The organism is Shewanella sp. SG44-2, from assembly GCF_014164215.1.
GTDB classification, from domain to species: domain Bacteria; phylum Pseudomonadota; class Gammaproteobacteria; order Enterobacterales; family Shewanellaceae; genus Shewanella; species Shewanella frigidimarina.
Genome location: NZ_JACJEU010000004.1, coordinates 49,258 through 63,692, shown reverse-complemented (window position 1 = coordinate 63,692; position 14,435 = coordinate 49,258). Strand labels below are relative to the sequence as shown.

General features: G+C 42.9%; 8 protein-coding genes. 6 read left to right on the top strand and 2 right to left on the bottom strand.

All coding sequences use genetic code 11. The features are described 5' to 3' along the window. The first annotated feature begins 65 nt into the window (after positions 1 to 65). The 4 genes from uvrA (at position 66) to H5181_RS04220 (ending at position 6,429) form a co-directional block, all read left to right on the top strand. The gene (gene uvrA / locus H5181_RS04235; protein ID WP_182750312.1) at positions 66 to 2,927 is read left to right on the top strand and encodes an excinuclease ABC subunit UvrA; all 2,862 of its coding nucleotides are present in this window, start codon (positions 66 to 68) and stop codon (positions 2,925 to 2,927) included. A gap of 50 nt (positions 2,928 to 2,977) precedes the next feature. After that, a complete protein-coding gene (locus H5181_RS04230; RefSeq protein WP_182750311.1) occupies positions 2,978 to 3,949 on the top strand; it encodes a M20/M25/M40 family metallo-hydrolase in 972 nt (323 codons plus the stop codon). Between the two features lie 254 nt (positions 3,950 to 4,203). Then, positions 4,204 to 6,084 (top strand): DEAD/DEAH box helicase, encoded by a 1,881-nt coding sequence (locus tag H5181_RS04225; protein ID WP_182750310.1) that lies wholly within the window; start codon positions 4,204 to 4,206, stop codon positions 6,082 to 6,084. Positions 6,085 to 6,267: 183 nt separating this feature from the next. After that, the gene (locus H5181_RS04220; RefSeq protein ID WP_165870987.1) at positions 6,268 to 6,429 is read left to right on the top strand and encodes a hypothetical protein; all 162 of its coding nucleotides are present in this window, start codon (positions 6,268 to 6,270) and stop codon (positions 6,427 to 6,429) included. 85 nt (positions 6,430 to 6,514) lie between these two features. Here the strand turns inward: H5181_RS04220 and H5181_RS04215 are convergent, their stop codons facing one another. Then, complete coding sequence (locus H5181_RS04215) at positions 6,515 to 7,483, bottom strand: DMT family transporter (RefSeq protein ID WP_182750309.1); 969 nt, start codon at positions 7,481 to 7,483, stop codon at positions 6,515 to 6,517. 208 nt (positions 7,484 to 7,691) lie between these two features. Between H5181_RS04215 and H5181_RS04210 the strand changes: the two genes are divergently transcribed. Further along, on the top strand, positions 7,692 to 8,795 hold the full coding sequence (locus H5181_RS04210) for a phosphoribosylaminoimidazolesuccinocarboxamide synthase (protein WP_182750308.1): 1,104 nt from the start codon (positions 7,692 to 7,694) through the stop codon (positions 8,793 to 8,795). A gap of 373 nt (positions 8,796 to 9,168) precedes the next feature. Further along, on the top strand, positions 9,169 to 11,313 hold the full coding sequence (locus H5181_RS04205) for a TonB-dependent siderophore receptor (protein ID WP_259396938.1): 2,145 nt from the start codon (positions 9,169 to 9,171) through the stop codon (positions 11,311 to 11,313). A 121-nt stretch (positions 11,314 to 11,434) separates the two neighbouring features. Here the strand turns inward: H5181_RS04205 and exeM are convergent, their stop codons facing one another. Then, positions 11,435 to 14,047: an extracellular exonuclease ExeM gene (exeM, locus tag H5181_RS04200; protein ID WP_182750306.1), complete on the bottom strand. Its 2,613-nt coding sequence runs from the start codon at positions 14,045 to 14,047 to the stop codon at positions 11,435 to 11,437. Between the last annotated feature and the right edge of the window lie 388 nt (positions 14,048 to 14,435).

Below are 14,435 nucleotides of genomic sequence, written 5' to 3'. Positions count from 1 at the left end.
GTCCCCCAACAAACTATGCGATACTGATCGCTGTTTTGTTTTACATAAGTCATAGAGTGATATAGATGGATAAAATTGAAATACGCGGTGCCAGAACCCACAATCTTAAGAACATCAATCTAACCATTCCCCGTGACAAACTCATTGTGATAACTGGGTTATCCGGTTCAGGAAAATCATCATTAGCCTTCGATACTTTGTATGCAGAAGGCCAACGTCGTTATGTCGAATCGCTGTCGGCGTATGCACGTCAATTCTTGAGCTTAATGGAAAAACCCGATGTTGATCATATTGAAGGCTTAAGCCCTGCCATTTCAATTGAGCAAAAATCAACCTCGCACAATCCACGATCTACGGTCGGTACCATTACCGAAATCTATGACTATTTACGCTTGTTGTTTGCCCGTGTGGGTGAGCCTCGCTGCCCAACGCATAATCAACCCTTGTCGGCGCAAACAGTCAGCCAGATGGTTGATAAAGTATTGGCGATGCCAGCAGACAGCCGTCAAATGCTGCTTGCTCCAGTGGTTAACGACCGTAAAGGTGAACACGTTAAATTGCTTGAAAGCTTATCGGCACAAGGCTACATCCGCGCCCGTATTGACGGTGAAGTATGTGACTTAACGGATCCTCCAACATTAGATTTACACATCAAACATACTATTGAAGTGGTTGTCGATCGCTTCAAAGTACGCGAAGACATGAAACAGCGTTTGGCAGAGTCGTTTGAAACAGCTTTAGAATTGTCGGGTGGCATTGCAAAAATTGCCAGTATGGATGATAGCAAAGCCGAAGAGCTGATATTTTCAGCTAATTTCGCGTGTCCGCATTGTGGCTATTCGATGGCCGAACTTGAGCCGCGTATTTTCTCGTTTAACAATCCGGCCGGAGCTTGCCAAACTTGTGATGGTTTAGGTGTGCAGCAGTTTTTTGACCCTGAGCGAGTAATTGCTAATGATGAACTCTCATTAGCTGGCGGCGCGATTAGAGGCTGGGACCGACGCAACTTTTACTATTTCCAAATGCTCAGCTCGCTAGCCGAACATTATAAGTTTGATGTTGAGAAGCCATATGCCGAACTAAGTGACAAAGTTAAAAAGATTGTCTTATATGGTTCAGGCAAACAAAATATTGCCTTTAAATACATTAATGACCGCGGCGACGTAGTGATCCGTAATCATCCGTTTGAGGGCATTTTAAATAATATGGATCGCCGTTACCGTGAAACCGAAAGTAACTCGGTACGCGATGAGCTGTCTAAATTTATTAATATGCAACCCTGTAACAGCTGTGGTGGTTCGCGCTTACGTGAAGAAGCCCGTAACGTATTTATTGGTGAGTTAAACCTACCGCAACTGACAATGTGGTCGATTGGCGAAGCTAAAGAATACTTCGACACGGTAGTGTTTGAAGGACAACGCGCACAAATTGCCGAGAAAATATTAAAAGAGATCAGTCAACGCCTTGGCTTCTTGGTCAATGTGGGACTTAACTATTTAAGCTTATCGCGCTCAGCTGAAACCTTATCCGGTGGCGAGGCGCAACGTATTCGCTTAGCCAGCCAAATTGGTGCGGGTTTAGTGGGCGTAATGTACGTGCTTGATGAGCCTTCAATTGGTTTGCATCAACGCGATAACGAACGTTTATTACAAACCCTGATCCACCTGCGTGATTTAGGCAATACCGTGATTGTGGTTGAACACGATGAAGACGCGATTCGCTTAGCGGATCACATTATTGATATTGGCCCTGGTGCTGGTGTACATGGTGGTGAAGTGATTTGTGACGGTACCCTAGAAGATATTCTTAACTGTGAAGAGTCCGTTACGGGCCAATATATTTCCGGTAAAAAGCAAATACACATTAGTGACCAGCGCACCCCTATCGATCCGAAAAAGGTGATTGAGTTATTTGGCGCATCGGGTAATAACCTAAGAGATGTTGATTTAACCATTCCTGTTGGATTGTTTACCTGTGTTACTGGCGTATCGGGTTCAGGTAAATCAACACTGATTAACGACACCTTCTTTAAAATTGCCCATCGGATGCTCAATGGCGCTACCGTTGATGAACCTGCGCCCTACAGAAGTATTGAAGGCATGGATCATTGCGACAAAGTAGTCGATATTGATCAAAGCCCTATTGGCCGTACGCCACGCTCTAATCCTGCCACTTATACGGGTATTTTCACCCCAATACGTGAACTGTTTGCTGGCACACAAGAATCGCGCACTCGTGGTTATCAGGTGGGTCGCTTCTCGTTTAACGTCAAGGGCGGTCGTTGTGAAGCCTGCCAAGGTGATGGGTTAATTAAAGTGGAAATGCACTTTTTACCTGATGTTTATGTGCCTTGTGATTCGTGTAAAGGTAAGCGTTATAACCGCGAAACCTTAGAAGTAAAATACAAAGGCAAAAACATTCACGAAGTGCTGCAAATGACGGTTGAAGATGCTCGTGGCTATTTTGATGCGATTCCATCTATTTCACGTAAATTGCAAACCTTAATGGATGTCGGCTTGTCGTACATTCGCTTAGGACAAAGCGCGACCACCTTATCTGGCGGTGAAGCTCAGCGCGTTAAACTGGCCAAAGAGTTGTCTAAACGTGATACAGGTAAAACCTTATACATTTTAGATGAACCCACTACAGGGCTTCACTTTGCCGATATTCAACTATTGTTAGAAGTACTGCATCGCTTAAAGTCTCATGGCAACACTGTTGTGGTGATTGAGCATAATCTAGATGTGATTAAAACCGCAGACTGGATTATCGATTTAGGCCCTGAAGGTGGTGCTGGCGGCGGCATGATTTTAGCCGCAGGCAGCCCAGAAGAAGTAGCAGAGCACCCAGAGTCTCATACCGCGAGATTCTTAAAGCCGATGTTGGCGCTTCACAGCAAACGTATAAAGGCTAAAAAAGCCAAATAACACGCTGAGATCAAATACCAAACCTTAGGTGAATAAGAGGAGAACACACTATGTTTACGACTCAAATTCACCTTAAGGTATTGGCTATGATGTTATTGTGCGGCTTACTCAATGCCTGCAGCCAAACACCTCAACAATGCTCGTCAGCTATTATCACCACTTGGTCTAGCGCCCATCAGCAAATTACTGAAGATATCACCACACTGAGTTCCACTGAATTTCAAGGCCGCAAGACTGACTCTGAAGGTGCCCGCCTGACTCAAGAGTATTTAATCAAACGATTTACAGAAATGGGATTACAACCCTGGCAGCCAACTTTTGCCGTCCCGTTTAGCTTTCAACATCAATTTTCAACAGTCTCTGGAGTCAATATTATTGCCACTATTGCGGTAAAAAATAGCTCAAACCGATGGCGAGTGATTACCGCTCATTATGATCACTTAGGTCAAACGGCCAGTAAAATGTATCCAGGTGCTGATGATAATGCCTCAGGCATTGCCGGAATGATGGCAATTGCAGCCCAATGGCAGGAAAATCCACCGTTAGATGATGTTAATTTGATGATTGTCGCAACCGACGCTGAAGAACCCGGCTTATATGGTAGCTATGCATTAGTGACGTTATTGCAGCAATACCCACTTATGGACATTGAGCTAAGCGTAAACTTGGACATGATAGGTCATCCAGATCGTCGTAGAGCAATCTACATGGAAGGGCAAAAAAATCTGTCAAATTTTGAGTCTATCAAACCATTGTTGATGCAACAGACCCAATTATGTATTCGAACTCATCACACAAATTTACTAAGTGGCCGGATGAAAAAAAGTGACTGGCTCAGGGCGTCAGACCATTATCCATTTCATAAAGCTGGCTACTCCTGGGTGTATTTTGGCGTGCCACCCCACGCGCAATATCACACGGCCGACGACACAATAGCCACGTTAGACATCGACTTTATTGTGGCGGTTGCTGAAACAGTATATCAAATGCTCAGCATCGATAAGCTGACCAAGGCCCCATAAACAGCCTAATTCACGCCAACAAATGTTCATTTTTCAACCAATTAACAAATCTTAAAAATCAAGAATCAGGCCAATCTTAAACTAGAATAGGCAATTTAATGTTTATTTTCAGTTTTTACGTGGTCAACACGCTTTGTTGCTGCTATAATACGCCCCCTTATCGGCGCGGGAAATCGACACGGGGTTGATTTTCTGTCTGTGAAACTTTAGCACGAGCTTCCGAACTTCGTGCGCATCCACAAGGCTACAACTCAATGTCATCTGAAAGAACTTTCCGCGAACTCGGCCTGTCTGAGTCTTTGTTGCGTTCGCTTGACGAGTTAGGTTATGAAAACCCAACTCCTATTCAAGCTGCTAGTATCGACCCGCTTATGGCTGGTAAAGATATTATCGGTCAAGCACAAACCGGTACCGGTAAAACAGGCGCGTTTGCCCTGCCTTTACTAAACAAAATCGACATGAAAATCAATGCTCCACAGATTTTAGTGTTAGCACCAACCCGCGAATTAGCGGTTCAAGTTGCCGAAGCATTTGGTAGTTATGCCAAATTCATGAAAGGCTTCCACGTACTACCGATTTACGGTGGTCAAAGCATGCAACAACAATTAAACGCCCTTAAGCGTGGACCACAAGTCATTGTTGGTACTCCTGGTCGTGTAATGGATCACATGCGTCGTGGCACATTAAAGCTAGATAATCTAAAAGCCTTAGTATTAGACGAAGCCGATGAAATGCTAAAAATGGGCTTCATCGATGATATCGAATGGGTATTAGAGCACAAGCCTGCTGACAGCCAACTTGCATTATTCTCTGCCACTATGCCTGAGCAAATTAAGCGCGTTGCAGCTAAGCACTTAACAAACCCAGTGAACATCAGCATAGCGTCTAGCCAGACAACTGTTGAGTCTATCGACCAACGTTATGTGCAAGTATCACAACACAATAAACTAGAAGCGTTAGTACGTGTTTTAGAAGTTGAAAATACTGAAGGTATTATCATCTTCGTTCGTACCCGTAACAGCTGTGTTGAATTAGCAGAAAAATTAGAAGCCCGTGGTTATGCTTCATCTCCATTACATGGTGACATGAATCAACAAGCACGTGAGCGTGCTGTTGAGCAGCTTAAGCGCGGCAAGTTAGACATTTTAATCGCGACTGACGTTGCTGCACGTGGTCTTGACGTTGAACGTATTGGACACGTAGTAAACTACGATATTCCTTATGATTCAGAAGCCTATGTTCACCGCATCGGTCGTACAGGTCGTGCTGGTCGTACTGGTATGGCAATCCTATTTGTAACCAATCGTGAAATGCGCATGTTACGCACTATCGAACGCGCTACAAACAGCCGTATTTCGCCAATGAAAGTGCCTAGCCCTGAATCAGTTGCAGAGCGTCGTTTATCTCGTTTAGGCGAGCAAATCCAAGAAACCATTAACGGCGACTTAGATTTCATGAAAAACGCTGTAGCTGAATTATGTCAACAGCTTGAAGTTGATACCGATTTACTGGCAGCTGCGTTGTTACAACAAGTACAGCAAGAGCGTCCATTACAGTTACCAACTATTACCGAGCGTCAACGTGATTCACGTGACGAACGTAGTGACCGTGGTGACCGCAATAGTAGCAGCGACCGTCCACGTCGTGAACGCAGTGACCGTGGCGAGCGTAGTAGCCGTCCAGCACCAAATAGCTTTGGTGATGCTGAAGGCTTAAAAGATAACCCAGACGTTAAAATGAATCGTTATGTTATCGATGTAGGTCGTGAAAATGGTGTTGGTGTAGGTAACATCGTTGGCGCTATCGCTAACGAAGCAAACATCGATAGCCGTTTCATTGGTCAAATCCAATTGTTTGATCAAGTCACAACGGTTGATTTACCAGACGGAATGCCTAAAGACATCCTTTCACACCTAAGAAAAGTTCGTGTGTGTGGTCGTCCTTTAAACATTCGTGAAGCGGGTGATGAAGTGTTTGCTGACACGACTCGCGGCGCAGGCGCTCCACGTCGCCCACGTAGTGATCGTGCTCGTAGTGACCGTCCACGTACCGACCGCCCAGCGGGTGATCGTCCGGCTAGTGACCGCCCTGCAAGTGCAGAGCGTCGTCCACGTAAGCCACGTGACAACGGTTAATCATTCAGTTGAATGACACAAAAAATGGAGCCTAAGGGCTCCATTTTTGTTTTCTGCATTTGGTTAAACCCATTCTTTATAAGCTAAAAATGATAAAACCAATTAACACTAATTAATTTGGTTACTGCAAGAATGTAGGTAATATTATCATTCTCGAATGAATTAACCCGATAGGTAATCTACATGGATTTTTTAGTCGTCGTTGCACAAATATTTGGCTCGCCATTCCTTGACGCTACAAAATCAGCTAAACAAGATAAAACTTTATTGTGGATGATGATAATTGGCGGCACACTATTTAGCGCATTTGGCTTAACGCTCTATTACCTTGCTAAGCATAGTTAATCCCATCAACAGTACTCATTAAATAACACTCATACTGCAACAGCACGAACTTAACCTAAACTGCATTGACTTACAGTCAATTTAACTACAATACAGTCCTGAACGCTTTTGCCTGTTTACGCTTTTGATACAAAGGCACAATTTGCACCACAAATACCGCACACACAATCAGCACGATTCCCATAAATGACAAGCCATCAATATTGGCGCTGGTAAACACTCCGCTCCACCAGCCAAAACTGACCACCAATTCAGTAGCACTAAAACTCAATACCGGCGTTAACGATAACATCGCACTCACTTGCGCAGTGGGCCAATAATGTAAAGCTTGACCAAAACAGCCGTACGCAATCAAAGTATTGGCGCCGCAAAAAAGTACTATCCACCATTGATCGAGCGTCATCGCTTCAAACTGACTAAAGTCACTCAATGGCGCCATAAGCACAATACCTAATGCATAGATAAATAACAGCACATTACTGGGCGATAATTGCTGACTCACCGACTTTTGTAATAGCGCGTAACTGGTCCACGACATTACCGAAAACTGCACAATCATAATGCCGATAAGCACTTGCTCATCACGAGCTTGATTCAAATCGAGCTGTGGATGGAAAAACATCAACATGCCTAATCCAAGCGTGGCAAAACAACTGAGCTGAAATGCATTAAAACGCTCTTTGAAGAACAACACCCCACCAAATGCCAAGAAAAAAGGCGCAGTTTGGAAGTTAAGCTGGGCAGTACCTGGGGCTAAATATCCTAACGAATAAACAAACGACACGTAATTGCACATCAACAGCACGCCAGCGAGCAGCAATTTCAACCATACTAATGAAGGTAAACCGACAAATTGACGTAATGCACCTAAGCGCCATTGAATTAACAAGGTCACGACTAACGCCATGACAAACCGAAACCAGGTCAGAGTAACTGGTGTAATAAATCCACCTGATAGCTTTAATGCTATAGGCAAAATACCCCAGAAAAATACTGCTATAGAAACAAATATCAGTCCTAAACGGGTATTCGCGCTTGCTTGTTCACTGTTCACGTTGGTTTATCCATCACATCATTAAGGCGTGAATTCTGCCTGATTAACCCAATAAAGTCTTTATCAAGAAAGGCTAACCTTACCCTTGATTGTTCGCATAACAAAAAAGCCTATTTCAACACCTCCTTTTATCGTGCAAACGCATTGAATGCAGGTAAAATAGCCGCCATAAAAACCCTTTGTACCCTACTACCTAAGGAACACTCGCATGAGTCTTGCCGATTCCGTTCTTGCCGTGAACAATGATTTACCTATCCGTACCGACAAGCCTGTCCACAGTGGCAAAGTACGCAGTGTTTACTGGTTAACCGACACCGACAGCCGTCGCTTAATTCGCGACAAAGGTTACGATGTACCTGAAGATACTCCGCTAGCGATTATGGTGATCAGCGACAGGATCTCGGCGTTCGATTGTATTTTTCATGGCGAAGGTGACTTGCAAGGTATTCCAGGTAAAGGCGCTGCACTGAATGCGATTTCAAATCATTGGTTTGGTTTGTTCGCCGAAAATGGTTTAGCCGACAGCCACATTCTAGATATTCCACACCCTTTTGTATGGATAGTGCAAAAAGCTCGCACTATTAAAGTTGAAGCTATTTGCCGTCAATACATTACCGGCTCAATGTGGCGTGCTTATTCAAAAGGCGAACGGGTATTTTGTGGTATCACCTTGCCAGAAGGGTTAAGCAAAGATCAAAAACTGCCAGAGTTACTGATCACTCCATCAACCAAAGGTATCTTAACCGGTATCCCAGGTGTGCCAGCGCAAGATGACGTTAACATTAGCCGTAGTGATATTGAAGCCAACTACCAAGCCTTTGGATTTGAAAAACCACAAGATATCGACTTGTATGAAACCTTGCTAAAGCAAGGCTTTAAAGTAATTTCAGATGCGCTAGCAAAGCTTGATCAAGTGTTTGTCGATACTAAGTTTGAGTTTGGCTACGTCAATGACAAAAATGGCCAATCAAAACTGATTTACATGGATGAAGTCGGTACGCCTGATTCATCACGTATTTGGGACGGAGCCGCTTATCGTGAGGGCAAGATTGTTGAAAACTCAAAAGAAGGCTTCCGCCAGTTCTTACTGAATCATTTTGACGATGCCGACATTTTGCTAAACAAAGACAGAATGCCAGAACGTGAAGCGCTTGCTCGTGACAATGACTTACCATTAGACGCAATGATGAATGTATCGCGCACTTATATAGGTGTTGCAGAAAAAGTCACAGGTTCAAGCATTCCATTACCAGCCAACCCAAAAGCTGACATTATTAAAGTGTTACGTGAACAGTATGATTTAATTGTGTAAATTAATTTAACGGTATAATAAACAAGGCGCTAATAGCGCCTTGTTTATTATTAGCTGACCCAATTAATGCCTATCAAAAAAGATTATCTCCTTCCTAAAACCATTGCCAGTAACTCACGCTGTATGTTTATGTTCGCTTAGTACCTTTTCACCACTTAAAACCTTTCGCTGCTTAACAAGCTCAACGACAGCATCACCTAGCAAAAAATTCCCCGCGCTAACCAAAATTTACAATACTTACAATTGTAAATGATAATGATTTCCATTTAATGTTTATGTATCATCATGGCGGTTGAATAATTACGCTACAAAAACCGACTTGGTAAACACTCAGAACATGGATTCGTTCATAGCAGTAAAAGATGATAACACCATGAAATTAAATAACATTAGTTTAGCTGTATTATGTGCCATCAGCCTCAGTCAACAGGCCATTGCCGCCGACACAGTGCCTGATGAAAACACTAAAAAAGAAAATATCGAAACAATTGAAGTAAAAGGCAGTTACATTGCCGGCTATAACGCCCACTCAGCCAGCGGCGCATCACGCTTAGATTTAGCCATTACCGATATTCCCCAATCTGTTTCAGTCATTACCGATGCCCAATTGCAAGATTTTCAGTTGCATGACATTAACGCGGCACTCGATACCGCTACCGGCGTCAATGTTGAACGTATTGAGACTGACCGTACGTATTATACCGCTCGTGGTTTTGACATTACGAACTTCCAAATCGATGGCATTGGTTTACCGCTAACATCTGGTAACAACCATGCCGACGAAGACACAGCTATTTACGACCGTATTGAGGTCATCCGTGGAGCCAACGGTTTAATGACTGGCGTAGGTAATCCATCGGCAACCATTAACTTCATTCGTAAACGCCCAACAGCAGACAATCAACTTACGGTTAATGGTACTTATGGCAGCTTTAATAACACCCGCTTAGAAGCAGACGGAACTGTCAGAATAAATGACACCTTTGCCGCTCGTGCAGTTGCCGTTACCCAAAGCAAAGATTCTTACTTAGATCGCTACCAAACAGACAAAAATGTCTTTTATGTGTTTTTAGAAGCCAACTTATCTGACGACACTAGTTTGTCACTAAGCCACAGTTACATGAATAACGATGCTACCGGCAATAACTGGGGCGCGTTACCGTTATATTATACTGACGGCAGTTCGACTAATTACGACCGATCGACCAATACCTCTGCCGACTGGTCAAACTGGCAAGTTGTTAAAAATAATACTGTGTTAGAGCTTAGCCATCATTTTAATGATGATTGGCGTTTACGGGCAACTTATTCACATAAAACAACCGATGAAGATACTGAGCTATTTTATGTTTTCGGTACGCCAGACAAGGATACCGAATTAGGCTTAACCGGTTATGGTAGCGAATATGATTTAGATGATAAGCATGACCTAATCGATATGTATGTTGATGGTAACTTCAGCTTGTTCGGCCGAGATCATCAGATTGTAGCGGGGGTGAATTACTCTAAAATGAGCTACACCGACAGCTCACTTTACGATTACACTACCGGCAACGGCTTCCCCAAGATGCCAGATCTCAACACCTGGGACGGCAATACACCAAAGCCGACCTTCAAAGATAGCTTACGTGGCAGTGATGTCTCGCGTGAACAGCAAGCCGCCTATTTCACCGGACGATTTAACATCGTTGATGATTTGCACGTTATCGTTGGTGGTCGCTACAACGACTGGCAGGCAGAAGGTGTGTCTTATGAAGTAGACCAAGAAGCTGACTACCAAAAGTTTATCCCTTATTTAGGCGCCGTTTATCGCTTTATGCCAGAGTTAGTGGCTTATGCAAGCTACACCGAAACCTTTGTACAGCAGGATAAAGTGGACGTTGACAATCGATTCCTTGATCCCATTACCGGTGAAAGCCGCGAAATTGGTTTAAAAAGTGAATTGTTTAATGGACGTTTAATTGCCAGCCTAGCGTACTTTGATGTGGTTCAAACTAATATCGCAGTACTTGACCCTGCCACTGAAGGGTTACCAATAGACTTACAGAAGTATTATGGTTCCGACGGTATCAGCAGCACAGGGTATGAAATCGATATTGCTGGTGAAATTTATTCAGGCCTTAATGTCAGTATTGGTTATACCGATTTTGATATCGAAGGTGATGATATCGTTGCAGCTTACACACCGAGCAAGTTATTCAAACTAGCAGCCACTTATGACTTTGAAACCATTGAAGGATTTTCTGTCGGCATGAACATGCGTTGGCAAGACGACATCTCTCGCAACCAAGGCGTAGTTGCCGCAGGGTTTGATAATGCCGGTGCTGACATTGTCACTAAGCAAGACTCTTACACGGTTATTGATCTCATGGCTAAATATCAAATCACCGAAAACTTAGGTTTAGCGGTTAATGCCAATAATGTCGGCGATGAGAAATACATCAATAGCTTATATTGGGCTCAAGGGTATTACGGCGCACCTGCCAATTATAGCGCGACCTTAACCTGGAAAATGTAAGGTTAAACCTCATCAATTAAAGAATAAGTGATATTACCTACTAATGGTATTCATCACTTACATAAAAAAGGATGACTCAATGGTCATCCTTTTTTATTAGTGCTTAAACAGTCAGTAAAAATTAACTGCGACGGCGTAAGCCTAGTGCACCTAATAACATTAACGCAAAGTAACCTAAGCTACCACCATCACTGTCTTTAACAGGCTCTGGTGTTGGTGTTACTGGCGTTACTGGCGCTGGATAGCTTAATGCAATAATCACTGGATCATGGTCTGAAGCTGAGAATGGACTTTCAGTTTTAACCAGCTCTCCGGTGTACTTGCTACCATATTCAAACAGGTTAGATTCAACTGAGTTAATGTGCCAGTCGTCAATACCCACTAACTTAGCCGCTAAACTTTCATTGGCCAACGCATGATCTAAATTACCTAATTCGCCGTTATAGCTATATGAGTAAGTATCTGCACCATGTGCTTGAGTGTTTAAGTTAATTAAACCATAACCTTTATCAATCACGCTGCCTTCACGCTCGTACACTTTACCGTTTAAGGTAGTCCACGATGCGGTGCGGATAACATGGTCAGTGGTTGAGGCATCATAATCTGTAAGTACTGCAACCGGATCTTCTTTGCCATAGGCATTTAAATCACCAATAACCAGTACATCACCTTCAACATCTTTTAGCGACTCACCGAGTACTTTAGCTGCCGATACACGGAAAGAATTACACTTTCCTTGTAAATCCGCTGGCTCACCGTTTTCGTTAAAGTCAGCCCAATCTTCAATACAACCTGAACCTTTCGATTTTAAGTGGTTAACCACAATCGTCAGTTTTTCATCATTAATGCTAAAGGTTTGCACTAAGCTATGACGTTGGAACTTGTCATAGCTAGGGCTTTGCTCAACCACGCCATCTTTCTCGCGGTTTTGGGCACCTTCTGCGGCATGTTGTTCTGGCGTCGCAATCACTTTTGCCGCACCGTCTAATGTAATACGGGCTGGGCGATATAACATGCCAACCGTAATCGCATCACTGCCGATAAACTTGTCTTCATACTTATCAGCATCTTCAATTTCAACAAAACGATACGCTTGATCATCAGTTAATTCTGCGTTCAATGCATCTACAAGGTTTTGAATAGCACTTAACTCGCCAAAGCCATTGTTAGCGATTTCCATTAAACCAACAACATCAGCATTCATGGCGACAAGCGCATTTACAATTTTAGTACGCTGTAACACCATTTCTTCTTCAATTAATGCACCACGATTGCTACCCGATGGATTAGCATCACCGCCAACGACGTCATTGAAGAAGTTCAACACGTTAAAGCTCGCCACGCGAATGTCACCCATATCTGCCACTGTAGGCGCATCGGTACGATCATTTACACGGATAAAATCGCCAGCAGTAATCATGTTGGTCGGTAAAATGCGATATGCGTTGTAGCTATAACCGATCACACCTTCAAGGTTAGTTAATTGGTCACCTACACGGATATAACCTGTTTCAGCGTTAAAATCTGGGAAGTAAGGCACTTCGCCATTTTTCGCTTTGAAATCAGATTCAACAAATAACTGATTTACTGCGTTAGCTTTAGCCAGTGCAATCGAATCTGCAGAATTTGGCTCAAATACTTGAGTAGGTTTCATTAACGGTGCTTTATGTGACAGCACCATATTGTTACGACGTCCGCCATAATCGTAGCTAAAAGTACGGGTGATTTTCATCTCACTACCCGCATCTAATACCACTTTCATGCCTTCAACACGCTCTAGTGCTTGCGTTAGGGTTTCGCCATCTGCAACATAAAATGCACTGGCTACAGGCACTTCGCCTAATGCGCCAACTTCAAATTTTTGTTCGTCTTTAAGGTCAATCTGAGTCGAGCCGTAATACTCGTTTACTTTACCTTGCACACACACTTCAGTGCCAGGCTGAATAGTGTCTGGAGCTGCTTCGTTCAAGAAGACAAAAATACCGTCTGACGTATAAGGTGAGTTGTCACCTTGCATATCTTGAATAAAGAAACCTTTGTATAAACTGTCGCTTCTAGAAGTAACAATGCCTTTTACGGTCACTTCATTGGCCGACTCATAACTACCATCGGCAATTAATGGGCTTGAATCACCAGCGCCTTGCACATCATAAATGTTCGTTAGTGTTGCACCATTACAAGTAAATGTACTGGGTTCTGGTGTAACTGCGGCATCAAGCGAGCCTAAACCACTAAAGGTGTCTTTATCTAATGTGGCCCATTGGCTAGCATCATAAGTAGAGCTCGCCGTTAAGGCATCTAAATTACGCTGAAATGTAGTATCTTTCCCCCAATCGGTAGGTGTTGGGATCTCACCAATCACATCAACCAACACACCGTCTTTTAATAGACCGACAGCATCGCCGCCATTAAAATTTACATTGTCTGTAATAAAATCTGTAGCAGCCGGAACAGTAATCGCAGCACTTGAGTGCAAAATCACTTTGACACTTTTAGCCGCAATAGAGTTAGTAAGCACTACCATATCTTCCGCAACAGTAGCACCGTCTTTGTAACGTACTAATTTGTAACCTGTTAAATCAATTGCAACGTTACTGTTGTTATACAGTTCTATCGCTTTGTTGTACGAACTACCTTCAACGTATTCACTAATTAACACTTCTGCATTTGCCATTATCGGCAATGCTGCTGCAACTGCGAGTGAAACCGCCGTTAGTTTAGTCAGTCCTTTCATTTTTAAACCCCATATTTTGTAATATAAATGCTATTTTTTTGTAATATGCGGGGCGATTGTCCCAAAGTTTGTTTACAGAAAAAAGAACATTGATCACATTAATGAGGTAAACAAATTTGCTATCTGATTGATTACCAAGTAATTTTGTTTTTATTAGAAAACGGTAATAGATAAAGTTAAAAATACTTCAACTAAAACAGTAGCTAGCACAAGAACAGGAGGAGGATAATCGGTTGTTAAAAAATATAAATTCTGTAACACTTATATACAAAAAACTATAAAATTAACGACATACGGTTTAATATTTTATCTCATGTCATAAATAATATTGAACATTTAGGATTTTTACCCGATCATTACATTAACATTGATCATCTACACTGTTCGA